General features: G+C 73.1%; 22 protein-coding genes. 12 read left to right on the plus strand and 10 right to left on the minus strand.

The window, feature by feature from the left end; all coding sequences use genetic code 11:
* Positions 1-25: 25 nt before the first annotated feature.
* The 4 genes from GT358_RS01530 (at position 26) to GT358_RS01545 (ending at position 4,561) form a co-directional block, all read left to right on the plus strand.
* Positions 26-3,154, plus strand: coding sequence for a helicase-related protein (locus GT358_RS01530; protein ID WP_166580798.1), 3,129 nt, complete (start codon positions 26-28; stop codon positions 3,152-3,154).
* Positions 3,151-3,468: an RNA-binding S4 domain-containing protein gene (locus tag GT358_RS01535; protein WP_166580799.1), complete on the plus strand. Its 318-nt coding sequence runs from the start codon at positions 3,151-3,153 to the stop codon at positions 3,466-3,468. Before GT358_RS01530 ends, GT358_RS01535 begins: the two co-directional genes overlap by 4 nt.
* A gap of 46 nt (positions 3,469-3,514) precedes the next feature.
* Entirely contained in the window at positions 3,515-3,850 is a 336-nt protein-coding gene (fdxA, locus tag GT358_RS01540; protein ID WP_166580800.1) for a ferredoxin FdxA, read from the plus strand.
* 201 nt (positions 3,851-4,051) lie between these two features.
* A complete protein-coding gene (locus tag GT358_RS01545; RefSeq protein WP_166580801.1) occupies positions 4,052-4,561 on the plus strand; it encodes a CarD family transcriptional regulator in 510 nt (169 codons plus the stop codon).
* A gap of 448 nt (positions 4,562-5,009) precedes the next feature.
* Here the strand turns inward: GT358_RS01545 and GT358_RS01550 are convergent, their stop codons facing one another.
* The 3 genes from GT358_RS01550 to GT358_RS01560 are packed head-to-tail and all read right to left on the minus strand — an operon-like array spanning position 5,010 to position 7,469.
* Positions 5,010-5,855 (minus strand): amidohydrolase, encoded by an 846-nt coding sequence (locus tag GT358_RS01550; protein ID WP_166580802.1) that lies wholly within the window; start codon positions 5,853-5,855, stop codon positions 5,010-5,012.
* A gap of 4 nt (positions 5,856-5,859) precedes the next feature.
* On the minus strand, positions 5,860-6,705 hold the full coding sequence (locus GT358_RS01555; RefSeq protein WP_166580803.1) for a fumarylacetoacetate hydrolase family protein: 846 nt from the start codon (positions 6,703-6,705) through the stop codon (positions 5,860-5,862).
* An 11-nt stretch (positions 6,706-6,716) separates the two neighbouring features.
* Positions 6,717-7,469, minus strand: coding sequence for an SDR family oxidoreductase (locus GT358_RS01560; RefSeq protein ID WP_166580804.1), 753 nt, complete (start codon positions 7,467-7,469; stop codon positions 6,717-6,719).
* 226 nt (positions 7,470-7,695) lie between these two features.
* Between GT358_RS01560 and GT358_RS01565 the strand changes: the two genes are divergently transcribed.
* Positions 7,696-7,884 carry a hypothetical protein gene (locus tag GT358_RS01565; protein WP_166580805.1) on the plus strand — a complete coding sequence of 63 codons (189 nt, stop codon included), beginning with the start codon at positions 7,696-7,698 and terminating at the stop codon, positions 7,882-7,884.
* A gap of 329 nt (positions 7,885-8,213) precedes the next feature.
* On the plus strand, positions 8,214-8,702 hold the full coding sequence (locus GT358_RS01570; protein ID WP_371416190.1) for a transglycosylase SLT domain-containing protein: 489 nt from the start codon (positions 8,214-8,216) through the stop codon (positions 8,700-8,702).
* Between the two features lie 30 nt (positions 8,703-8,732).
* Here the strand turns inward: GT358_RS01570 and GT358_RS01575 are convergent, their stop codons facing one another.
* Both GT358_RS01575 and GT358_RS01580 read right to left on the minus strand, forming a co-directional pair.
* Positions 8,733-9,281, minus strand: a complete 549-nt coding sequence (locus GT358_RS01575) for a peptidylprolyl isomerase (protein WP_166580806.1) — start codon at positions 9,279-9,281, stop codon at positions 8,733-8,735.
* Between the two features lie 4 nt (positions 9,282-9,285).
* Positions 9,286-9,825 (minus strand): peptidylprolyl isomerase, encoded by a 540-nt coding sequence (locus GT358_RS01580; RefSeq protein WP_166580807.1) that lies wholly within the window; start codon positions 9,823-9,825, stop codon positions 9,286-9,288.
* Positions 9,826-9,954: 129 nt separating this feature from the next.
* Here GT358_RS01580 and pgk point away from each other — a divergent pair, with 129 nt between their 5' ends.
* The 6 genes from pgk to GT358_RS01610 all read left to right on the plus strand — a co-directional run bounded on the left by pgk (position 9,955) and on the right by GT358_RS01610 (position 15,477).
* A complete protein-coding gene (gene pgk / locus GT358_RS01585) occupies positions 9,955-11,142 on the plus strand; it encodes a phosphoglycerate kinase (RefSeq protein WP_166580808.1) in 1,188 nt (395 codons plus the stop codon).
* Positions 11,143-11,226: 84 nt separating this feature from the next.
* Positions 11,227-12,144 (plus strand): class I fructose-bisphosphate aldolase, encoded by a 918-nt coding sequence (locus GT358_RS01590; protein WP_166580809.1) that lies wholly within the window; start codon positions 11,227-11,229, stop codon positions 12,142-12,144.
* A 141-nt stretch (positions 12,145-12,285) separates the two neighbouring features.
* Positions 12,286-12,585 (plus strand): septum formation initiator family protein, encoded by a 300-nt coding sequence (locus tag GT358_RS01595; RefSeq protein WP_166580810.1) that lies wholly within the window; start codon positions 12,286-12,288, stop codon positions 12,583-12,585.
* Positions 12,586-12,687: 102 nt separating this feature from the next.
* Positions 12,688-13,695, plus strand: coding sequence for a pyruvate dehydrogenase (acetyl-transferring) E1 component subunit alpha (pdhA, locus tag GT358_RS01600; RefSeq protein WP_166580811.1), 1,008 nt, complete (start codon positions 12,688-12,690; stop codon positions 13,693-13,695).
* Between the two features lie 27 nt (positions 13,696-13,722).
* A complete protein-coding gene (locus GT358_RS01605; RefSeq protein WP_166580812.1) occupies positions 13,723-15,126 on the plus strand; it encodes a pyruvate dehydrogenase complex dihydrolipoamide acetyltransferase in 1,404 nt (467 codons plus the stop codon).
* A 12-nt stretch (positions 15,127-15,138) separates the two neighbouring features.
* Complete coding sequence (locus GT358_RS01610) at positions 15,139-15,477, plus strand: hypothetical protein (protein ID WP_166580813.1); 339 nt, start codon at positions 15,139-15,141, stop codon at positions 15,475-15,477.
* Positions 15,478-15,521: 44 nt separating this feature from the next.
* On the opposite strand, the gene cysE is transcribed toward GT358_RS01610, so the two are convergent.
* The 5 genes from cysE to GT358_RS01635 all read right to left on the minus strand — a co-directional run bounded on the left by cysE (position 15,522) and on the right by GT358_RS01635 (position 22,214).
* Complete coding sequence (gene cysE, locus GT358_RS01615) at positions 15,522-16,328, minus strand: serine O-acetyltransferase (RefSeq protein ID WP_166580814.1); 807 nt, start codon at positions 16,326-16,328, stop codon at positions 15,522-15,524.
* 72 nt (positions 16,329-16,400) lie between these two features.
* Complete coding sequence (locus GT358_RS01620; protein ID WP_166580815.1) at positions 16,401-20,285, minus strand: glycoside hydrolase/phage tail family protein; 3,885 nt, start codon at positions 20,283-20,285, stop codon at positions 16,401-16,403.
* Positions 20,273-20,722 (minus strand): peptidase, encoded by a 450-nt coding sequence (locus GT358_RS01625; protein WP_166580816.1) that lies wholly within the window; start codon positions 20,720-20,722, stop codon positions 20,273-20,275. Before GT358_RS01625 ends, GT358_RS01620 begins: the two co-directional genes overlap by 13 nt.
* Positions 20,719-21,585: a DUF2163 domain-containing protein gene (locus tag GT358_RS01630; RefSeq protein ID WP_166580817.1), complete on the minus strand. Its 867-nt coding sequence runs from the start codon at positions 21,583-21,585 to the stop codon at positions 20,719-20,721. The genes GT358_RS01625 and GT358_RS01630 overlap by 4 nt, the downstream gene beginning before the upstream one ends.
* Positions 21,582-22,214, minus strand: coding sequence for a DUF2460 domain-containing protein (locus GT358_RS01635; protein WP_166580818.1), 633 nt, complete (start codon positions 22,212-22,214; stop codon positions 21,582-21,584). The genes GT358_RS01630 and GT358_RS01635 overlap by 4 nt, the downstream gene beginning before the upstream one ends.
* Positions 22,215-22,216 lie beyond the last annotated feature (2 nt).

Genomic DNA, 22,216 nt, shown 5'->3' on the forward strand with positions numbered 1-22,216 from the left:
CTGTCCGCCCGGAGGGGCGCCCGCCATGACCCCCCGCGTCGCCGCCGTGCTGGGCCCGACCAACACCGGCAAGACCCACTACGCCATCGAGCGGATGCTCGCCCACCGCACGGGCATCATCGGCCTGCCGCTGCGCCTTCTCGCGCGCGAGGTCTATGACCGCGTCGTGCGCCTGCGCGGCCCCTCGGTCGTCGCCCTCGTCACCGGCGAGGAGCGCATCGTCCCCGACCGCGCCGCCTACTGGGTCTGCACCGTCGAGGCGATGCCGCAGGGGATGGGCGCGGACTTTCTCGCCGTGGACGAGATCCAGCTCTGCGCCGACCCCGAGCGCGGGCACGTCTTCACCGACCGCCTGCTCCATGCCCGCGGCCTGCACGAGACGCTGTTTCTCGGCTCGGCCACCATGCGCGGCGCCATCGCCGCCCTCGTCCCCGGCGTCACGTTCCTGTCGCGCGAGCGGTTCTCGACCCTCACCCATACGGGCCCGCGCAAGATCGCGCGCATGCCCGAGCGTTCGGCCATCGTCGCCTTCTCGGTCGAGAGCGTCTATGCCATCGCCGAATACCTGCGCCGCACGCGCGGGGGCGCGGCCGTGGTCATGGGGGCGCTCTCGCCGCGCACCCGCAATGCCCAGGTCGCCCTCTACCAGTCGGGCGAGGTGGACTTCCTCGTGGCGACGGATGCGATCGGCATGGGGCTCAACCTCGACATCGCCCATGTGGCCTTTGCCGGCACGACCAAGTTCGACGGCCGCCGCCTGCGCGAGCTGACGGCCGACGAGCTTGCGCAGATCGCCGGCCGCGCGGGCCGGCACACGGCCCCCGGCACCTTCGGCACCACCGGCGAGGCCCCCGACCTCGATCCCGCCCTTGCCGAGGCGATCGAGACCCACAGCTTCCGCCCCGTCACCCGCCTCCAGTGGCGCAACAGCCGCCTTCAGTTCGGCTCCGTCTCCCGGCTGATCGCCTCGCTCGAGGAGCGCACGGACAACCCTTGGCTCGGCCGCGTGCGCGAGGCCGACGACCTCGCCGCGCTGCGCGCCCTCGCCGCCGATGCCGAGGTCGCGGCGCGGGCCAGCGACGGCCCCTCCGTCCGCCTGCTCTGGGACGTCTGCCGCATCCCGGACTTCCGCGGCATCTCGCGCGGGGAGCATGCGGCGCTGCTTGCCACCGTGTTCAACCACCTCCACCAGCGCGGCCGCCTGCCCGAGCCGTTCCTGGCCGAGGCCGTGCGCCGGCTCGACCGGACGGACGGCGACATCGACGCGCTCTCGCGCCGGCTCGCCTTCATCCGCACCTGGACCTACGTCGCCCAGCGCAAGGGCTGGGTTGCCGACGAGGGCCATTGGCGCGAGGAAACCCGCGCGGTAGAAGACCGCCTGTCGGACGCGCTCCACCGCGCCCTGACCGAGCGGTTCGTGGACAAGCGGACGAGCACCCTCGCCCGCCGGCTGAGGCAGAAGGAGGTCCTGGTGGCCGAGGTGAGCGAGAAGGGCGAGGTGACGGTCGAGGGCCATCCCGTCGGCCGCATCGAGGGGTTCCGCTTCCGCGCCGAACGCGCGTCGAGCCCCGAGGAGGCGCGCACGCTGCGCCAGGCCGCCGCCCAGGCGCTCGCGCCGCAGTTCCACCTGCGCGCCGACCGCTTCTACAACGCCCCCGACACCGAGATCGACTTCACCGAACAGGGCGGCCTGATGTGGGGCGAGCACGCCGTGGGCCGGCTGGCGCGCGGGCCCGAACCGCTCAGGCCCGAGATCGTCCCCTTCGTGGACGAGGAGGCCGGGCCCGATCTGGTCCAGAAGGTGCAGCGCCGCCTTCAGCACTTCATGGACCGGCGCATCGCCGCCGCCATGGAGCCGCTTCTGGCGCTCTCCCGCGACGAGGCGCTGCCCCCGCTCGCGCGCGGCTTCGCCTACCGGCTGGGGGAGAATCTCGGCATCCTGCCGCGCGGCGAGGTGGCGGCCGAGGTGCGCGCGCTCGACCCGGAGGCCCGCGCCGCCCTGCGCCGTCACGGCGTGCGGATCGGGCAGTTCACCGTCTTCCTGCCGGCCCTGCTCAAGCCCGCCCCGACGCGCCTGCGTCTGGTCCTGTGGTCGCTCTGGAAGGGGCTCGAGGACTTTCCCGCCGCGCCGCCGCCCGGCCATGTCACCGTTCCGGCCGACGGGGAGCATCCGCCGGGCTTCTGGCCCATGGCCGGCTTCCGCGCCGCGGGCGAGCGGGCGATCCGCATCGACATGCTCGAACGCCTCGCCGACCTGCTGCGCGACCGCGACAGCCGCCAGGGCTTCGAGGCCGCGCCCGAGATGCTGTCGATCACCGGCCTGTCGCTCGACGCCTTCGCCCGTCTGATGGAGGGCCTGGGCTACCGGGCCGAGCGCGGCGAGCGGCCTCGCCAGAGGCCCGCGCGGGCCGCCCGGCCGCCCGCCCCCGACCCGTCCGCGTCCGGCCCGGCCGCGGCCGAGCCGCCTGCCCCCGGCGCCCCCGCCCCGGTCGAGGAGCCGCCCGCCCCCGACGCCCCGCCGGATTCCCCCCCGGTCGAGCCGCCGGGCCCCGATCTGCCCGAACCCGACCTGCCGCCGGACGGGCCGGCCCGGCCCGACACGCCGCCCGCCGAACTTCCCTCGGAGACGCCGGGCGAGGCGCCGGACCGCCCCCCGGCCGAGCTGCCCGGCGACATCCCCTCGGAGACGCCCCCCGACGCGCCGGCCGACCTGCCCGATCCGCCGTCCGCCCCGGAGATGCCCGAGCCGCCGGGGCCGTCCGACCTGCCCACCATGGCTGCCGCGCCCGGATCGGACGGACCGGCCGCCGAGACGGAGGTGTTCTACACCTTCACCTGGAGCGGACGCCCCGCCCGCCGCAGCGGGGACCGCGCCGCCGCGCCCGCCCCCCGCCCGCGCGAGGACCGGCCGCGCGAGGGCCGGCCCGCCCGATCCCCCCGCCAGGGGGGCGGGGCCGGACGCGACCGGGTCGCGGCCGAGCGAGGCGACCGGCACCCGTCCCGGCCCGAGCGCAGCGGCCAGGGCCAGGGCACCCCCCGTCCCCCCCGCCAGCCCGAGCCGCGTCCCGCGCGCGACTCCGTCCCGGCCGCGCGCGGCCGCGTCGATCCCGACAACCCCTTCGCCGCGGCTCTCGCCGGCTTCAAGGTCAAGTGACGGCGGCATCCCCGTCCCCTCCCGGTCCGCGCGCGACCATCCGGCTGGACAAGTGGCTCTGGCAGGCGCGCTTCCTGCGCTCGCGCAGCCTCGCGACCGAGTTCGTCGCGGCCGGCCGCCTGCGCGTCAACGGCCAGCCCGTGGACAAGCCTGCCCGCGCGGTGGGACCGGGCGACGTGCTGACCTTCGCGCTTGCCGGACAGGTGCGCGTCGTTCGCGTCCTCGCCCTCGGCGAGCGCCGCGGCCCCGCCCCCGAGGCGCAGAGCCTGTACGAGGAGCTGCCCCCCCGCTCCGAGCCCCGGCCGCTTGAATGATCCGGGCGACCGGCTTAGGTCCGGGGCGACCTCAGCGGGACCGGCCATGACCTATATCGTCAACGACAACTGCATCGCCTGCAAGTACACCGACTGTGTCGAGGTCTGCCCCGTGGACTGCTTCTACGAGGGCGAGAACATGCTCGTCATCCATCCCGACGAATGCATCGATTGCGGCGTCTGCGAGCCCGAATGCCCCGCCGACGCGATCCGCCCCGACACCGAGCCCGACATGCAGAAATGGGTCGAGTTCAACCGCAAGTATGCCGAACGCTGGCCCGTCATCACCCGCAAGAAGGACCCCCTGCCCGGCGCCGAGGAGATGGACGGCAAGCCGGGCAAGATGGCCCTGTTCTCTGAAAATCCCGGTCCCGGAACCTGACGGACCACGGCGCAGCGGCCCCTTGCCGCCCTTTCTTCGGCCGGTCCGATGTGGTAGGATCGTGCGCAAATGCCGCCTCGCCCGACTTGAACCCGCCGGTCCGAATCCCCACCTGACGGAGGCTGTGCGCATCCGTCGGGCGCTTTCGTGTCGGCATTCCACCGATCCCGGCCCCGCAGCCGCGTCCCTGGAAGGAACCCCATGAGCAAGAGCCGCAAGAGCGATTTCCGCCCCAACGATTACGTCGTCTATCCCGCCCATGGCGTCGGCAGGATCGTCTCCATCGAGGAGCAGGAGGTTGCGGGCTTCAAGCTCGAACTGTTCGTCATCTCGTTCGAGAAGGACAAGATGACGCTGCGCGTGCCCACCAACAAGGCGACCGAGGCGGGCCTGCGCGCCCTCGCCACCCCCGACGTCGTCGCCCAGGCGATGAAGACCCTGCGCGGCAAGGCCAAGATCAAGAAGGCCATGTGGTCCCGTCGCGCCCAGGAATACGAGCAGAAGATCAATTCGGGCGATCTCGTCGCCATCGCCGAGGTGGTGCGCGACCTCCACCGCGCCGACGACCAGCGCGAACAGTCCTATTCCGAGCGCCAGCTCTACGAGGCCGCGCGCGAACGCCTGACGCGCGAGATCGCCGCCGTCGCGGGCCGCGACGAGGTGTCCGCCGCCAAGGAGATCGACGAGGTCCTGTTCGGCCGCGCCGCCTGACGCGCCCCGTCCCCTCCGGCCGGGGGCTGCGCAGCCCCGGTGCGGGCCCCGCGGCCCTGCCCATGGCCTCCCGGACGCGCCCCCCCTGCTCGCTGCGGCGCCTGACGCTCCCGCGGCGGCCCCCCCGCCGCCCCCGCGCCGCAGCGCGGCGCAACACCACCGCGCGGTGGTGTAACGCTTCGTTAACCTCTCCGTGGCAGGGTGCCCCCACGCGCCCGATCCTTCCGTCCCGGCGGACCGGGGGGCGGCGCGGACGACCGGGGCGGGACCTGCAACGATCAGGCGGCCGCCCGTGCTCTTTGCAGGGGTGGGGCGCCACGGACGCGCCCGAGGTTCCGCCGCATCCCACCGGGCCGCTTGGCTGCGCAGGTGCTCGTCCACGGCGCGGAGGCGGAGATCCCCGGCCGCCGCGCGTCGCAACGCGCCCGCCCCCGCGCCAGCGGGGCGGCTAGGACTCCGCCGGCAGGCGCACGCCGTAGATGCGCTCGGCATTGCGCCAGCCGATCGCGGCCGCCTCGTCCGGCGACAGCCGCCCCAGCACGGCCTCGGTGATGTCGAGCCAGCCGGGCAGCCCGGCGCCCAGGTTGACCACAGGCCAGTCCGACCCCCACACTGCCCGGTCGGCGCCGAACGCCTCCAGCACCGTCTCGATCCAGGGCCGCAACGCCGCCTCCGTGCGCTCCTCGGGCCCCGCATAGGCCGAGATCCCCGAGATCTTGACGCAGACGTTCGGACAGGCCGCCACCTCGCGCAGCCCCCGCTCCCACTCCTCCCGGCCGCCCCCCGCAATGTCGGGCGTCCCGCAATGGTCCAGCACGAAGCGCACGTCCGGGCAGGCCCGCGCCAGATCGCGCGCGAGCCACAGCGTGCGCCCCAGCACGTTGACGTCGAAGGGAAAGCCGGCCCGCCCGATCCGGCGGACATTCTCGCGGAAGGTGTCGGACAGCGACACGTCCTCGGCCACGTCCTCGTGCAGGATGCGCCGGTAGCCCACGACGCCCAGCGACGGCCCCTCCTCCAGCCAGGCCGCGAAGCCCTCGTCCGTCTCGGGCCGGCAGTTCGCGATCTGCCCGAGCAGCCGCCCCTCGCGGATCAGCCCGGCGACCCAGCGCGACTCGGCCACCCAGTCGGTGGCGGCGACCTCCATGAAGATCGCCCCCGCCACGCGCCCCCCGTAGAGCGCCAGCGCCTCCTCCAGCGGGAAGTCCCGCTGCAGCGCGGGCACCCGGTGCGTCCAGGCATGGCCCGTCACCGAGCGGTCGATCAGGTGCAGATGCGTGTCGATCAGCCGCATGGCCCTATCCGTCCGCGACGCAGACCTGCCGCTGCCGGCCCAGCCCCTCGATCCCCAGCGTGACCACCTCTCCGGGCCTGAGGAACCGCGGCGGCTTCATCCCCAGCCCCACGCCGGGCGGCGTCCCGGTCGAGATCACATCGCCGGGATGGAGCGTGAAGAACTGGCTGAGATAGCTCACCAGATAGGCCACCCCGTAGACCATCGTCCGGGTCGAGCCGTCCTGCATCCGCTGCCCGTTCACCTCGCACCACATGGCCAGGTCCTGCGGGTCCGGCACCTCGTCGCGCGTGACGAGCCAGGGCCCGAGGGGACCGAAATTGTCGCAGCTCTTGCCCTTGGTCCACTGGCCCTGCCGCTCGGCCTGGAAGGCGCGCTCGGAGACATCGTTGCAGACGGCATAGCCTGCGACATGGGCCAGGGCCTCGGCCTCGGGGATGTACTTGCCGCGCGTCCCGATCACCACGGCCAGCTCCACCTCCCAGTCGGTCTTCTCAGACCCGCGCGGGATGATGATCGGATCGTCCGGCCCGCAGACGGCCGAGGTCGCCTTCATGAAGATCACCGGCTCGGGCGGGACCGACAGGCCCGATTCGGCGGCATGGTCGGCATAGTTGAGGCCGATGCACACGAACTTGCCGATGCCGCCGACGCAAGGACCGAGCCGCGCCCCCTCGGGCACCGGGGGCAGGGTCGAAGGGTCGATGGCCCGCAGCCGCTCCAGCCCCGCATCCGACAGGACCTCGCCCGCGATGTCGGGCACATGACCCGTCAGATCCCGCAAGCCGCCGTCCGGCGCCACCAGCCCCGGCCGCTCCGCCCCCCTCTCGCCCCAGCGCACGAGCTTCATCCCGCCCCTCCTCAGATGTTGGTCCAGCCGCCGTCGATGATGTGGACGGCCCCCGTCGTGTAGGCCGATTCGTCCGAGGCCAGGTGCACGACCAGCGCGGCCACCTCCTCGGCCCGGCCGATCCGCCCGATCGGCTGGCGCGCGACAAAGGCCGCGCGCGCCGCCTCGTAATCCCCCGTGGCCCGGAGGCGCTCCTGAAGCGAGGGGCTGTCCACCGTGCCGGGGCAGATCGCGTTGGCCCGGATGCCCTGCCCCACGAAGTCGCAGGCGATCGAGCGCGTGAGCCCGATGACCCCCGCCTTGGTCGCCCCGTAGGCAAAGCGGTTGGGCGCCGCGATGACCGAGGAGGCGACGGAGGCGATCGTCACGATCGACCCGCCCCCGCGGGCGATCATCCCCGGCAGGAAGGCGCGGCAGACCCGAAAGGTCGCCGTCAGGTTGATCTCGACCGAACGCGCCCATTGCGCCTCGTCGCAATCGAGGATCGTGCCGTGCGCCACCCAGCCCGCGCAGCTCACGAGAACGTCCGGCGCATCTCCCGCCGCGGCCCGAGCGACCGCCGCCCCGTCGGTGACATCGAGCCGCGCCGTCTCCAGCGCCGCCCCCGACCCGGCTTCCGCACGCAGCGAGTCCAGCGCGGCGGGATCGATGTCGGTGGCGACCACTGCCGCCCCCTCGCGCAGCATGGCCAGGACCGAGGCCCGGCCGATCCCCTGCCCGGCCGCCGTGACGAACACGCGCTTTCCCGCCAGACGCCCGGTCATGCCCCCTCCGCCGCAAGCCCCGCCGACTGTGTTGCAGCCTTTCGGGAGGGGCGCAACGGCCGGCGCGGATGTGCCCGGCACGCCACACCGGCGCACCTCACGCGAACGTGGGCCTGCGCGAAGACCGACCCTATGGCATTCTCGCTCCGAGGCCGCGACAAGTCACGAGCACGACGCCGGACCGGGGATCAGGCAAGCCCGGCCGGATCAGCAAAGGGACAGAGCGATGTCGGAGCAGCACTTCGCTGCGCCCGCCCCCATGGCCGGGCGCGATGAGCGGCAGGAACCCTCTGCGGTCGCCGCTCCCCAGCAGATGCAGGCGCAGACCCAGCGCATGCCCCGGGCGCCGGGAATCCCGGCCTTCGGCGACGGGTCCGGCGCCGCCATGATGTTCCGCGACTGCGCGAGCATCTGAACCGGACACGGCCCGGACCCCAGCACGGCCCGTTCTCCCTCGGGCCTTCCCGGGCCGACTGGAGGCCAGGCGGGCGCCGACCCGTCCTCCCCGGCGACGCGCCCCCTGGCCTCACTTTCCTCTTCGATCGTCCGGCGCCGCGCCCGCGCGCATCCGATTTCTGCGGACGCTTCCCTGTCCGCAGGAAAGCGGCCGGTTCCCGGCCCGGCGCCGGGGCCCGACCGGCGGAGTTTGGCCGATCCGGTCTGCCCCGGCACGCGACCCCCCTTCCGGCCGGGGACCGCCTTGGGGCTTACTCCCACGCAAACGTGAAAGGGCGGGAGCGCGGGATGGGGGCGAAGATGATGGGGCGGCGCGCCGCCCTCCTGATGATGGCCGGGGCCCTGGCAGGATGTGCCGCCGCCGGCCGAGCGCCCGAGCCCGTCCTCGCGCGCAGCCAGCCGCCCTCGGGCGGGTCCGGCATCCATGCCCTGGTGGACCAGCAGGCCGCCGCGCTGGGAATCCCGCGCGAACTCATGCACCGGGTGGTGCGCAGCGAATCGAGCTACAATCCGGCGGCGCGCAACGGTCCCTATCTGGGCCTGATGCAGATCCATCCGCAGACCGCGCGGACGATGGGCTTCCGCGGCCGGCCCGAGGAACTTCTCGATCCGGTGACCAACCTGACCTACGGGGGCCGCTACCTGCGCGGCGCATGGATCGTCGCGAACGGAGACATGGACCGGGCCATCGGCTGGTACCGGCGCGGCTACTACTACGAGGCCCGCAACCGCGGCCTTCTGGTCGAAACGGGGTTGGCCAGCCGGGAGCGTCGCTGACGCTCCCGGCACGGAGGCGACGGCGCGCCCCTATTCGGTGACGCGGACGGCCGCCATGCGGTCGGGTTCGCCCGCGACTTCGCCGTTGTTGCCGGTGCCCCGCTTGATCGCGTCCAGCACCTCGAGGCCCGAGACGACCTCGCCCACCACCGTGTACTGGCCGTTCAGATGCGGAGCATCGGCGAACATGATGAAGAACTGGCTGTTGGCGCTGTCGGGGGACTGGCTGCGCGCCATCCCCACCACGCCGCGGGTGAAGGGCAGATCCGAGAACTCGGCCGGCAGGTCGGGCCGGTCCGAGCCGCCCATCCCCACGCGCGAGCGGTCTCCGCCGATGCGGCCGTACTGGACGTCGCCCGTCTGGGCCATGAAGCCGTCGATCACGCGGTGGAAGGCCACGCCGTCATAGGCGCCCTCGGCCGCCAGTTCGGTGATGCGGGCCACGTGCTGCGGCGCCACGTCCTTGAACAGGTCGATCACGATGGTGCCGTTCGCCTCGCCCGTCACGTCGATCTCGAGGCCGGTCGCCAGGGCCGGTCCGGCCGCGGCCAGCGCCGCGACGATCGCAAGCGTTCTCATGGTGTCACTCTCCTTCGTTGCCGTCGGTGGCGCCGTGGGCGAGGTCGGCCGCAACCCGCACCCGGATCATCCGGTCGGGCTGGGCGGGCGGCTCGCCGCGGGCGATGCGGTCCACATGCTCCATCCCCGACACGACGCGGCCGTAGACCGTGTATTGCCGGTTCAGGAAGTGGTTGTCCTTGAAGTTGATGAAGAACTGGCTGTTGGCGCTGTCGGGGTTCTGGGACCGCGCCGCACCCAGAGTGCCGCGGTCGTGCGGCTCGTCCGAGAACTCGGCCGGCAGGTCGGGCAGGTGGCTGCCGCCCGTGCCTGCCCGGCGCGGGTTCCATCCCTTCTCGAGGTTGGCGTGCTCCACGTCGCCGGTCTGGGCCATGAAGCCGTCGATGACCCGGTGAAAGGCCACGTTGTCGTAGGCGCCGGCACGCGCCAGCTCCTTCATCCGGGCGACGTGCCGGGGGGCCACGTCGGGCAGCAGCTCGATCGTCACGGTGCCGTCCTTGAGCTCCATGAGGATCGTGTTCTCGGGGTCCCGCATCGCGGCCATCGGCTGTCCTTCCCTCGCAATCAGGCGTGCGCCCCGATCTAGGCACGCGTGACGGCGAAGCCAATCCCGCCGTTGACCGGACGGCCCGGACAGGCCACCTCTTGCCGCGGCATGGACAGGGAGGCGCCGATGGCCCCGCGAACGCTGAGCGACATGGACCTTGACGGCCGCCGCGTGCTCACGCGGGTGGACCTCAACGTGCCGGTGGAGGGGGGTCGCGTCACCGACACCACCCGGATCGAGCGCGTCGTGCCGACCATCCGCGCCATCCTCGAGGCCGGGGGCAAGCCCGTCCTGCTCGCGCATTTCGGCCGCCCCAAGGGCCGCCGGGACGAGGCGCAGTCGCTGCGCCAGGTGGTCCCGGCGCTGGAGGAGGCGCTGGGCCGGCCCGTCGCCTTCGCCCCCGACTGCGTCGGCCCCGAAGCCGAAGCCGCGGTCGCCGCCATGCAGCCCGGTGACGTGCTGCTCCTCGAGAACACCCGCTTCCATGCCGGCGAGGAGGCGAACGACCCGGCCTTCGCGGACGCTCTGGCACGGCTGGGGGATGTCTATTGCAACGACGCCTTCTCGGCCGCGCACCGCGCCCATGCCTCGACCGAGGGGCTGGCGCACCGCCTGCCCGCCTGCGCGGGCCTGCTGATGGCCGAGGAGCTCTCCGCGCTCGACCGCGCGCTGGGCAACCCCGAGCGGCCCGTGGTCGCGATCGTCGGCGGCTCTAAGGTGTCCACCAAGATCGACCTGCTCATGAACCTGGTGGGCCGGGTCCAGCATCTCGTCATCGGCGGCGGCATGGCCAACACGTTCCTGCACGCCCAGGGGGCGCAGGTGGGCCGGTCGCTCCACGAGCCGGATCTCGCCGACACCGCGCGGGCCATCCTGCGCCGCGCCGAGGAGGCGGGATGCGAGATCGTTCTGCCCCGCGACGTGGTGACCGCGCGCGCCCTGCGCCCTGGCGAGCCCGAGCAGATCCATGCGGCGCACGATTGTCCGCCCGACCAGATGATCCTCGACATCGGCCCGCAGACGGTCAGCACGATCGACACCGTGCTGCACCGCTGCCGCACGCTGATCTGGAACGGGCCGGTCGGCGCCTTCGAGACCAAGCCCTTCGACGCCGGGACCCATGCTCTCGCGCTCAAGGCGGCGGAACTGACGCGCAAGGGCGCGCTCGTCTCTGTTGCCGGCGGCGGCGACACGGTCGCCGCCCTGAACGAGGTGGGTGTCGCGGGCGACTTCACCTATGTCTCCACGGCCGGGGGCGCCTTTCTGGAATGGATGGAAGGCAAGGTGCTGCCGGGGGTCGCCGCGCTCGGCTGAGGCCGGGCCGTTACCGCTGCCGGCGCCTTGCCCCGGCCGTCGCCCCGTCCTAACGCTGGACCGAGCGGCTACAGGAGGAACCCCATGACCACGCCCGCCGTGCAGGCCATCCTGAGGAACTACGAGGGCGAGACGCCCGGCGTGAAGGCCAATCTGGTGCGGATGCTGATGCAGGGGCGACTTGCAGGGACGGGCCGCATGGTCATCCTGCCGGTCGATCAGGGCTTCGAGCACGGACCGGCGCGCAGCTTCGCCGTCAATCCCGACGCCTACGATCCGCACTACCACTACCGTCTGGCGATCGATGCGGGGCTGTCGGCCTATGCCGCCCCGCTGGGCCCGCTCGAGGCGGGCGCCGACACGTTTGCCGGGCAGGTGCCGCTGATCCTCAAGGTCAACTCGTCCAACTCCCTGATGCCCGCCGGGCCCAAGACCCAGGCGATCACCGCGACGGTGGACGATGCGCTGCGGCTGGGCTGCGCGGCGATCGGCTTCACGATCTATCCGGGCTCGTCGCGGTCGCTCGAGATGTTCGAGGACATCGCCGAGATGCGCAAGGAGGCCGCGGCCAAGGGCGTGGCCACGGTGATCTGGTCCTATCCGCGCGGCGAGGAGCTCGACAAGGACGGCGAGACGGCCGTGGACGTCACCGCCTATGCCGCCCATATCGCGGCGCTCCTCGGCGCCCACATCATCAAGGTCAAGCTGCCCACCGCCCATGTCGCGCAGGCCGAGGCCAAGAAGGTCTATGACAAGGAGAAGATCCCCGTGGCCGAGCAGGCCGATCGGGTGCGCCACATCGTGCAGGCCTGTCTGGGCGGCCGTCGCCTCGTCGTCTTTTCCGGCGGCGCCGCCAAGGGCGAGGACTCGGTCCTTCAGGATGCTCGCGACATCCGGGCCGGCGGAGGCAACGGCTCGATCATCGGGCGCAACGTGTTCCAGCGTCCCCGGGGCGAGGCCGTGCGCCTGCTGGACGAGCTGGTGTCGATCTATCAGGGCTGAGCCGGCCCCGGTGCCGAGCGGAGCGTGACCGCGGCGCCGCAGCGTGCGGCGTCCGGGACACGGTGCGGCTTGGCAGGGGGGCTGCGCCGTGCGAGGGTTCCCCCCACGCGCCCGCAGAGGCGCCGGGGCAGTGAGGACCGCATGATCCGCAGCACGCGCGCGCCGCTCGGCTATCTCCTGTTTGCGGGCGGAATGGTCCTGATCGGGCTCTACTTCGCCTTTGCGGCCGTGCAGGGCGATTACGGCGTCTTCCGGCGAGCCGAGATCCAGGCGGAAACCCTGCAGCTCCGCCTGCGTCTGGCCGATCTGCAGGGCGAGATCGAGCGCATGGAGAACCTGACCCGGCGCCTGTCGGACCGCTACCTCGACCTCGACCTGCTCGATCAGCAGGCCCGCGACGTGCTCGGCGTGATCCGCGCGGACGAGATCGTGATCCGCTGAAAGGCGGCCAGTCTCGCCGCAATGCGGCGTGACGCCCCCCTCGCCAAGCCCCGACCCCTCCGCTAAGTCACGGCCGAGGGGTTGTTTCGAGGGAGGATCGCCATGGCCACTGCGCAAGCCGCCGCCGCAGAGGATCGTCCCGTCCTCCCCAACGTCTCGCGCGACGAATTGCTGAAGTTCTACCGCGAGATGCTGCTCATCCGGCGGTTCGAGGAGAAGGCCGGACAGCTCTACGGCATGGGGCTGATCGGGGGCTTCTGCCACCTCTATATCGGGCAGGAGGCGGTGGTCGTGGGGCTGGAGGCCGCGGCCGAGGAGGGCGACAAGCGCATCACCTCCTACCGCGATCACGGGCACATGCTGGCCTGCGGGATGGACCCGCGCGGCGTCATGGCGGAGCTGACGGGCCGCGCGGGGGGCTATTCCAAGGGCAAGGGCGGCTCGATGCACATGTTCAGCCGCGAGAAGCACTTCTACGGCGGCCACGGGATCGTGGGGGCGCAGGTGCCGATCGGGGCGGGACTCGCGCTGGCGGACCAGTACATGGGGCGCGACCGCGTCACCTTCACCTACTTCGGCGACGGCGCCGCCAACCAGGGCCAGGTCTACGAGACCTACAACATGGCGATGCTGTGGAAGCTGCCCGTGATCTTCGTGATCGAGAACAACCAGTATGCGATGGGCACCTCGGTCCAGCGATCGACCCGGTCGCCGTCGTTCTGGGAGCGGGGTGCCGCCTTCGGCATTCCCGGCGAGGAGGTGGACGGGATGGACGTCCTCAAGGTCCGCGAGGCGGGCGAGAAGGCGGTGGCGCACTGCCGCTCGGGCGCGGGACCCTACATCCTCGAGGTCAAGACCTACCGCTATCGCGGCCATTCCATGTCGGACCCTGCCAAGTACCGCACGCGCGAGGAGGTCCAGAAGATGCGGGAGGAGCGCGACCCGATCGAGCAGGTCCGGTCGCTGCTGCTGGACGGCGGCCACGCGGTGGAGGACGACCTCAAGGCGATCGACAGGGAGATCCGCGACATCGTCAACGATGCCGCCGAGTTCAGCCAGCAGAGCCCCGAGCCCGACGTTTCGGAGCTCTGGACCGACATCGTCGCCTGACCGCACCAGACCAGGGAACAGCCGAGCATGCCCACCGAGATCCTGATGCCTGCCCTGTCGCCGACGATGGAGGAGGGCACGCTGGCGCGCTGGCTCAAGAAGGAGGGGGAGGCGGTGCGGTCGGGCGACGTGCTGGCCGAGATCGAGACCGACAAGGCCACGATGGAGTTCGAGGCGGTGGACGAGGGCGTGCTGGGGCGCATCCTGGTGCCCGAGGGCACCGAGGGTGTGAAGGTCAACACGCCCATCGCCGTGCTGCTGGCCGAGGGCGAAAGCGCCGACGCGGCCGACAGCGCCGCCGATCCCGCCGGGGCAACCCCGAAGGCCGCCCCAGCCAAGGCGGAGGCTCCGCCGCAGAAGGGGGCGAACGGGGCCGTCGCCGGATCCTCGCTCGGGCCGGTGCCGGAGCGGTCGGATGCGAAGGCGGGCGGCCTCGTGGACAGGGCCGCCGCAGGGCCTGCGGCAGATGCCGGCACCGGGGGCAAGGCCGGCGGGCGGATCTTCGCCTCGCCGCTCGCACGGCGGATCGCGGCCGAACGGGGCCTCGACCTGTCGGCGATCCGGGGCAGCGGGCCCAACGGGCGGATCGTCAAGGCCGATGTCGAGAAGGCCGAGGCGGCGCCGCGGTGCGCAGCCGAGGCCCCCGCAGCGGCGGCCGCGCCCCCTGCGCCCGCTCAGCCCGCCTCCGCCCCCGCCGCCGGGCCCTCGGCCGAGGCGGTGATGCGGCTCTACGAGGGCCGCCCCTTCGAGGAGGTCAGGCTGGACGGGATGCGCCGGGTCGTCGCCCAGCGGCTGACCGAGGCCAAGCAGACCATTCCGCACTTCTACCTGCGCCGCGACATCCGGCTCGACGCGCTGCTGGCGTTCCGCGCGCAGCTCAACGCGGCGCTGGAGCCGCGCGGGGTCAAACTCTCGGTCAACGACTTCGTCATCAAGGCCTGCGCGCTGGCGCTTCAGCAGGTGCCGGCGGCCAACGCGGTCTGGGCGGGCGACCGCATCCTGCGGATGAAGGCGTCGGACGTGGCGGTGGCCGTCGCGGTGGAGGGCGGGCTGTTCACCCCCGTGCTCAAGGACGCGGAGGCGAAGTCGCTGTCGCGGCTCTCGGTCGAGATGAAGGACCTCGCCGCGCGGGCGCGGAACAGGAAGCTGGCCCCGCACGAATACCAAGGCGGGAGCTTCGCGATCTCCAACCTCGGGATGTACGGGATCGACAGCTTCGACGCGGTGATCAACCCGCCGCACGGGGCGATCCTGGCCGTGGGCGCAGGCGTGAAGCGTCCGGTCGTGGGCGAAGGGGGCGAGATCGAGGCCGCGACGGTGATGACCGTCACGCTCTCGGTCGATCACCGGGTCATCGACGGGGCGCTGGGGGCGGAGCTGCTCGAGGCGATCAAGGCGAACCTCGAGAACCCGATGGGGATGCTGGCATAGGAGGTCCACATAATGAGGAAAGCAGACGCGAGCAAGAGAAGTGATTTTCTCTGGATCGTCCAGTCTACCTATCTTGCAAATGGTATTAATATGGCCGCACAGGATGCCTATCGCGATCAGCGTCGCCATGAATATAGCGGCTTGGGCGTGAAGAATGAAATGTGTGATGCCATCAAGGCATCTTACCTCATTCCCGCCGATTTGGATGCTGTCACCGCTGCCGATGAATACCTTACTTGGAAGCTCTTCGCACAGCGGGATTTGGAAGTGCCGAATCCAGAGGAAGGCAGGGGCCAGCAACCTCGTTGGGTGACCCCCGGTTTTGCTGGCTGGGATAAGTCTCAAGAGTAGTAATGGCGACCGCGTTCGTTCGCCGCACTTAGATGGGCTTCTAGTTACTCCCCCGGCACCACGTGATCCATGCTGACGGCCGGCTGGTCGCAGCCCGCCTCGCCCACGATGCGGGCGGGCACGCCCGCCACCGTCTTGCAGGGCGGCACGTCGTGGAGGACCACCGATCCCGCCGCGATGCGCGAGCAGCGGCCCACGCGGATGTTGCCCAGCACCTTGGCGCCCGCGCCGATCAGCACACCGTCCCCGATCTTGGGGTGGCGGTCGCCGTCCTCCTTGCCCGTGCCCCCCAGCGTGACCGAGTGGAGCATGGAGACGTTGTCGCCGACCACGGCCGTCTCGCCGATGACGATGGAATGGGCATGGTCGATCATGATCCCCTGCCCCAGCCGCGCGGCCGGGTGGATGTCCACGCCGAACACCTCGGACACGCGCATCTGGAAGAACCACGCCATGTGCGAGCGGCCGCGCGTCCACAGGACGTGCCCGACGCGGTAGGCCTGCACCGCCTGGAAGCCCTTGAAGTAGAGAAGGGGCTGCAGGAAGGTATGGCAGGCCGGGTCGCGGTCGTGGATGGCCACGATATCCGCCCGTGCGGCCGCGGCGATCGCCGGCTCCTCGGCCATGGCCTCGTCCACGATCTCGCGCAGGATCTGGGCGCCCATCTCCTCGGAGGCGAGCTTCATGGCGATGCGGAAGGCGAGCGCGCGCTCGAAGCTGGGGTGGTGGAGCACGCTCGAATGGATCATCCCGCCCAGAAGCGGCTCGGCGCGGTGGGCCGCCTCCGCCTCGTGGCGGATGCGCGACCAGACGGGGTCCAGTTCGGCGATCTGAAGGGCCGGGTTGGCCATGGGGGCCGTCCTCCGTGACGGGTCTGCCCCCCGGGACATAGGGCATCCGGGCCCATGTCGAAAGGGGGAGGGTCACGGCGCCACCTCGATCGAGCGGAAGGGGCCGGGGCCCCAGCGGTCGGAGATCTGGGCGACCGAGAGCACGGCCGGGCCGTCCTGCGCCTGCATCGCGGGGGTCCAGGTCCAGCGCGGCTCGGTCACCTCGACCTCGCGCAGGGGGCGGCCGTTGCGGGTCAGGCGCACCAGATAGGCCTCGCGCTCCTCGCCAAGCGGCACCTCGGGCGGGGACCAGCGGTCGCCCTCGATGCGGGTACGGCGCGTCCAGGAGACCGCGAGGCCGCCGGGGCCGCGCCGGGTGCGCAGGTGGCAGACGGCATAGGGGCGCAGGCCCACGCCGCGGAAGGCCACCTCGCGGTGGCGCCAGGCGGGGTCGGAGGGCGGGCGCGAGGCCGGGCCCCAGCGGTAGTGCCGCGGCCGGCCCCGCCAGGCGGGCGGAAAGGCCCACTGCCCCACCGCCCCGTCGAGCAGCACGAAGCGCGAGCCTGCGGGCCAGTCCCGCGGCATCACCCCGTCCGTGCCAGCCTGCCCGCGCAGGCGCAGGCGGAGGTCCCAGGTCCGGGGGGCGACCAGCTCGGCCTCGGCGAACTGGAACACCTCCCACAGGTCGGTCTGACCGTCGCCGATGGCGGCGGCGTTCGCGCCCCCGAGCACCCGGCGCAGCGAGGCGGAGGCAAGCGCGCCGGAGGCGAGCCGCACCCGGAGCGCGGGGCCGAGGTCCCACAGGCCGGGGCGGGCCGCGGCGAGGGGCGTGAGCGTGGTGCCCGCGACGGCGGGCCTGCGCTGGGAAAGCGCGGGGGCGTAGTCGCTGTCGTCTTCGGACTGGAGCAGGGTGACGAGGCCGTGCCAGCGGCGGGCGGCAAAGGCCACGTGGGGGGCGTGCGGCGCCTCGTCGCCGCGCAGGAGCGGCAGGTCCAGGAACACCGCCTCGACCGGCAGGGCGGGGACGATCTGGGGCCGGGAGGCCGGGTCGGCCTCGCCCGCAAAGGGGCGGTAGCTCTCGGGCTCGACGCGCTGGGCCTCGAGCAGGAGGAGGCCGCGATCCTCGAGCCGGTCCACGCGCCAGAGCGCGCCGTCGAGGCGCACGGTGTCGCCGGGGCCGACATGGCCCATGGAGGGGGGCAGCGCGAAGCGCGCCGTCTCGCGGCCGAGCCGCGCCTCGGCCAGCCAGCGCTCGGCCAGGCCGCGCGCCTCCTCGCGCAGGAGCACGAGGGGCAGGTCGTGGCGCGAAAGGGCGGGGCGCGGGTCGTCGGGCAGCCGCGCGCCCGCCGAGGCCGCGGCATAGTCGCCCCCCGCCTCGAGAAAGCCCACGGAGACCTGGCCCGCCGCCTCGGCCTCCGGCGCGCGGAGGCGGCGCAGGGCCGTCTCCTCGCCGGGCGGCAGGGCGAGGCGCGCGGCGTCGAGCGCGATCGCGCCGGTGGCGCGGCGCGAGGCGAAGACGAGGCGGCCGTCGCGCTCGGCCGCGTCGAAGCCGTGGGCGAGCATCAGGGGCTGGAGCGTCTCGCGCGCGGTGGCGGGGCCGTCGGTGGCCATCCCCCGCACGACGCCGTGGAGCCGCGCCGTGTCGAGCGCGGTGACGCCCGCCTCGCGGCAGACCTCCTCGACGACGCAGGCGAGGGGGCGGGCGGTGGCGCGGCCGTTGAGCCAGTGGCCGCGGGCGTAGTTGTCGCCGTCCGACCACAGGTCGCGATCGAGCGGGAAGCGCGGCCAGGGGCGCGCGTCCCAGGCCCAGGCATGGGCGCGGTCCATGTCCACCATGCGCCCGCCATAGAGCGGCGAGACGGGGTTGGCCTCGGGGTCGGCGAAGTGGCGAAAGAGCGCGCGGTAGTACTGGATCGGGATCAGGTCGTCGCGCAGGCCCGAGGAGGCGCGCGGCAGGACCGATTCGGAGGATTTGGGGTCCAGGAACTTGTTGGGCTCGTTGGTGCCCTTGTCGATGGCGGCGCAGCCGATCTCGGTGAACCAGATGGGCTTGGAGCGCGGCACCCACGCGGTGGGCTGGGGCGAGCGGACGCCGCCCACGCGGTCGTGGTGGGGCCGTTCCCACCAGGAGCGGATGTCCTTGATGCGCCAGATCCAGGGCTCGCCCAGCCCGTCGGTGATGGGGGTGCGGATCTGGGCCTCGCGCGCCTCGTCGGAGTGGTAGAACCAGTCGTGGTACTCGCCACCCGCGACGTTGGACTGAAGATAGCCGAGGTCGTGGATCGCGCCCCAGCGGGCGTCGGCATGGTCCTCGCCGTCGCGCCAGTCCGACAGGGGCAGGTAGTTGTCGATGCCGATCATGTCGATCGCGGGGTCGGCCCAGAGCGGGTCGAGGTGGAACACCTTGTCCTGGGTCCCCGGCGGCTGGTGGCCGTGATACTCGCTCCAGTCGGCGGCATAGGTGATCCTGGCGCCCGGCAGGATGGCGCGCACCTCGGCGGCGAGGGTGCGCAGCCGGTCCACGGCCGGATAGCCCGCGGCGCCGCGGATCGTGGTGAGGCCGCGCATCTCGGTGCCGATGCAGAAGGCGTCCACGCCCCCGGCCTCGGCGCAGAGATGGGCGTAGTGCAGGATCATGCGGCGGAAGGACCATTCCTCGGGGCCCTCGTAGAGGACGCCGTCGGGGGTGCGGCGGAAGTCGCCCGGCCGGGCGGCGCCGAAGAAGGCCGCGACCTCGGCCTCGGCGGCGGCGGTGCCGTCGGGAGAGCCGGGGCGGCCGGGCGCGGCCGAGAGGGTGATGCGGCCGCGCCAGGGCAGGACGGGCTGGCCGGTCGCGCCCGTGTAGGGGTCCGGCAGCGCGTTGCCGGGCATCTGCTCCATGAGGATGAAGGAGTAGAACATCACCTTCTGGCCGCGGGCGCGCAGCTCCCGGATCGCCTCGATCACGGAGGCGTCGGCGGGGGTGCCGCCATAGACGGGGCGGCCGTCGGCCTGCGGCACGGCCAGGGCCGAGGCGCGGGGGAGGCCCGAGACGCGCCAGGGCATGTCGGGGGCGTCGGTGTCGGTCTGCTCGACCTTGGGGCGCAGGCGGCACTGGCCCGCGCGCAGGTCGTCGCCGAACCAGCACACGACGAGCGAGACCGAGCGCACGCGCGGCAGCTCGGCCGCGAGGCGGTCGAGCGACACGAGAAGGTCGGCGCGGCCCGAAGCGGAGTTGACGTTGGCCGCCTCGGCCTCGCCGAAGCCGCGGTCGAGATGGACGGGGCGGGTGGCGAGGGAATACTCGCCCGTGCCGGGGATCAGGCAGACCGCGCGCAGCAGCTGCGAGAGGTCCTCGGCCTCCGCGTCGGAGCGGCGCGGGCCGGGGCGGAACACCTCGAAGGCGAACTGGGGGATGCGGTTGCCGAAGGGGGCGAGGTCGAGATCCTCGATCACCAGATAGGCGATGCCGCGAAAGGCGGGGACGCGGCCCGCGCCCTCCTCGGCCTCGATGCGGGGGTCGGGAAGCTGGTCCTCGGTGCCGCGGTAGAGCGACAGGGTGAGCGAATCGGGCGCGATCTCGGCGCCGTCGGCCCAGATGCGGCCGAGCCCCGTGACCTCGCCCTCGCAGAGCGCGATGGCGAGGCTGACGGAATAGCCGTACTCGGTGGTCGCGGCACGGGGGGCGCCCTTGCCGCCGCGGCGGGTGGTGGTCGCCGTCTCGCGCAGGGGGGAGGCCCAGATGACCTGTCCGCCGAGGCGCACGGCGCCGTGGATGCGCGCGACGGGGGCGCCCTCGGCTGCGCCGGTCAGGCGGAGGCGGTCGATGCGGCCCGTCTCGACCGGGGCGGAGCCCGATCCGAGCAGGCGCTCGTCGAGGGCGCGGCCGAGGACGGCGCCGGTGGCGCGGCCGATGGCGGTGCCCGAAAGGCCGAGGACGGAGCCGCCGGCCGCGCCGCCGATGGCCGCGCCGGCCGCGCCGAGGATCAGGGTCGCCATGCGGGGGCACTCCCGTGCTGGAGGTCGAAGCGGGCCACGATGCGCGCGGCCCAGGGGGCGGAAAGGGGGCTCTCGACGACGCCGGCCCCGCTATGGGCGTGGATAAAGGCGGGCACGTCGCCGGCGCGGGACTGGAGGCCCAGATGCTTGGCCACCGCGCCGGGGCGGATGCGGAACAGGAGCAGGTCCCCCACCCCGCCCCGGCCCGGCGGCAGCAGGCGCGCGCAGGCCTCCCACAGGCGCTCCTCGCCCTGGGGCTCGGACCAGTCGGGGGTGTAGGGAGGAACCGGCACGGGCTCGGGGCCGTGGATCTCGCGCCAGAGGCCGCGCACGAGGCCGAGGCAGTCGCAGCCCGCGCCCCGGCGGCTGGCGCCGTGGAGGTAGGGCGTGCCGATCCAGGCGCGGGCGGCGGCGACGACGGGGGGGTCGGTCGTCATGGCGTGGTCTCCGGGGCGGGGCCGCGGGCGGGGGCGGCGAGGAGCCAGTCGTCGCCAGGGATGAAGGGAAAGCCGCGGAAGTTGGCGATGTTGGCGAACTTGAGCCGGCAGGTCTCGGCGCGCTTGTCGCAGCCGGGCTCGAGCCGGAGGCGGTCGCCGGGGCGGGGGGCGCGGGCGAGCGGGGCCCAGAGCTCGAGCGTGCGGGTCTCGCCCTCGATCCGGTCGTGCTTGATCGTCCCCGAGAGGCCCCGCGCGGGGCCCGACAGGACAAGGAGGCGGCCGCGCTCGAACCACCGGGGGGCGAAGGCGCCGAGGCCGGAGAGGCGGAAGGCCCCGCCCTCGGTGCCGCGGGGGGCCTCGGCCTCGGCGGTGTAGCCGGGGCGGCCGAGGTCGAAGCCGCAGGCCGCGTCGCCCAGGGCCGCGGGGCAGGTCCGCTCGTAGAGGCGGCCCAGGGGGCGGTTCAGCCCCTCGGACAGGCCGCGCAGTTCGGCGTGGAAGGCCGCGCCCTCGCGCCGGATCTCGCCCAGATGGCCGCGGAAGCGCAGGCGGCGCTGGGCGGGGGCGGCCCAGTTGACGATCCACTGGCGCAGCTCGGCGCCGTCGAAGAGGCCCGCCTCGATGTCGGCCTCGGCGATGCCGTCGGAGGAGAGCGTGCCCGCGGCCTCGGCATTGTCCACCGCAAGCCCCGTGCCGCTGACGAGCGCGCGGGCCGAGAGGCCCGTCTCGGGGCGGAAGTCGATGCCCGCGAAGGAGAGCGGGCGGTCGTGGTCGGTGAAGCCCAGCACGACGCCGTCGCGCCGGGTGACGGCCCAGCACCGGCAGAGGGTCGTCGCGCCGGAGGCGAGATGGGCGGCGAGGCTCATTCGCGCACCTCGATGACGGGGATGGAGGGAACCTCGCCCGCGCCGAAGGCGGAGAGCTGGACGCGGATCGCGTCGGTGTCGAAGCGGACGGGGACGTCGAACTCGTAGCCCGCGGTGATCGCGGCGCCGGATTCGGGGGGGCGGGCGAAGCGGATCGCGCCGGTCGCGGCCTCGAGGGTCCAGTCGGACCCCTCGTCCGTTTCGGTGGCGCCGACGGCGACGCGGACCGTGCCGGGGACGGGGCGGGTGATCGGGCGCCAGTAGGTGTGGGGGCCCGAGCGGTAGGCCTTGCGCAGCGGGAAGGTCGTGGTCGTGCCGTCGCCCGTGCCGATCTCCTGGTCGAGCGGGCCGGGGGTGGCGGAGGGGGCGCAGGACTTGTGGTCGGCCCAGTCCTTCCAGCGGAAGGCGTGGAGCGCGCCGCCGCGCGCCTCGAAGAAGGCGACCACGGTGTGGAGGTCGTCGAGCGAGCGCAGGCCCAGGCCCGCATCCCAGCGGCGGCGGCCATGCGCCCAGGGGGCGTTGCGCTCCTCGTGGCCGGAGGCGAGGGCGACGATCTCCACCCGCCGCTCGGGCCCGCCGAGGGCGCCGAAGGACAGCGAGGGGGGGAAGCGGAGGTCGTGGAAGGCCATGG

Source organism: Rubellimicrobium sp. CFH 75288, from assembly GCF_009904055.1.
Lineage (GTDB): Bacteria > Pseudomonadota > Alphaproteobacteria > Rhodobacterales > Rhodobacteraceae > Rubellimicrobium.

Coding starts and splice junctions, on each gene's coding strand:
- GT358_RS01530 (WP_166580798.1), top strand. CDS start 26: ATGACCCCCCGCGTCGCCGCCGTGCTGGGCCCGACCAACACCGGCAAG.
- fdxA (WP_166580800.1), top strand. CDS start 3,515: ATGACCTATATCGTCAACGACAACTGCATCGCCTGCAAGTACACCGAC.
- GT358_RS01545 (WP_166580801.1), top strand. CDS start 4,052: ATGAGCAAGAGCCGCAAGAGCGATTTCCGCCCCAACGATTACGTCGTC.
- GT358_RS01550 (WP_166580802.1), bottom strand. CDS start 5,855: ATGCGGCTGATCGACACGCATCTGCACCTGATCGACCGCTCGGTGACG.
- GT358_RS01555 (WP_166580803.1), bottom strand. CDS start 6,705: ATGAAGCTCGTGCGCTGGGGCGAGAGGGGGGCGGAGCGGCCGGGGCTG.
- GT358_RS01560 (WP_166580804.1), bottom strand. CDS start 7,469: ATGACCGGGCGTCTGGCGGGAAAGCGCGTGTTCGTCACGGCGGCCGGG.
- GT358_RS01565 (WP_166580805.1), top strand. CDS start 7,696: ATGTCGGAGCAGCACTTCGCTGCGCCCGCCCCCATGGCCGGGCGCGAT.
- GT358_RS01570 (WP_371416190.1), top strand. CDS start 8,214: ATGGGGGCGAAGATGATGGGGCGGCGCGCCGCCCTCCTGATGATGGCC.
- GT358_RS01575 (WP_166580806.1), bottom strand. CDS start 9,281: ATGAGAACGCTTGCGATCGTCGCGGCGCTGGCCGCGGCCGGACCGGCC.
- GT358_RS01580 (WP_166580807.1), bottom strand. CDS start 9,825: ATGGCCGCGATGCGGGACCCCGAGAACACGATCCTCATGGAGCTCAAG.
- pgk (WP_166580808.1), top strand. CDS start 9,955: ATGGCCCCGCGAACGCTGAGCGACATGGACCTTGACGGCCGCCGCGTG.
- GT358_RS01590 (WP_166580809.1), top strand. CDS start 11,227: ATGACCACGCCCGCCGTGCAGGCCATCCTGAGGAACTACGAGGGCGAG.
- GT358_RS01595 (WP_166580810.1), top strand. CDS start 12,286: ATGATCCGCAGCACGCGCGCGCCGCTCGGCTATCTCCTGTTTGCGGGC.
- pdhA (WP_166580811.1), top strand. CDS start 12,688: ATGGCCACTGCGCAAGCCGCCGCCGCAGAGGATCGTCCCGTCCTCCCC.
- GT358_RS01605 (WP_166580812.1), top strand. CDS start 13,723: ATGCCCACCGAGATCCTGATGCCTGCCCTGTCGCCGACGATGGAGGAG.
- GT358_RS01610 (WP_166580813.1), top strand. CDS start 15,139: ATGAGGAAAGCAGACGCGAGCAAGAGAAGTGATTTTCTCTGGATCGTC.
- cysE (WP_166580814.1), bottom strand. CDS start 16,328: ATGGCCAACCCGGCCCTTCAGATCGCCGAACTGGACCCCGTCTGGTCG.
- GT358_RS01620 (WP_166580815.1), bottom strand. CDS start 20,285: ATGGCGACCCTGATCCTCGGCGCGGCCGGCGCGGCCATCGGCGGCGCG.
- GT358_RS01625 (WP_166580816.1), bottom strand. CDS start 20,722: ATGACGACCGACCCCCCCGTCGTCGCCGCCGCCCGCGCCTGGATCGGC.
- GT358_RS01630 (WP_166580817.1), bottom strand. CDS start 21,585: ATGAGCCTCGCCGCCCATCTCGCCTCCGGCGCGACGACCCTCTGCCGG.
- GT358_RS01635 (WP_166580818.1), bottom strand. CDS start 22,214: ATGGCCTTCCACGACCTCCGCTTCCCCCCCTCGCTGTCCTTCGGCGCC.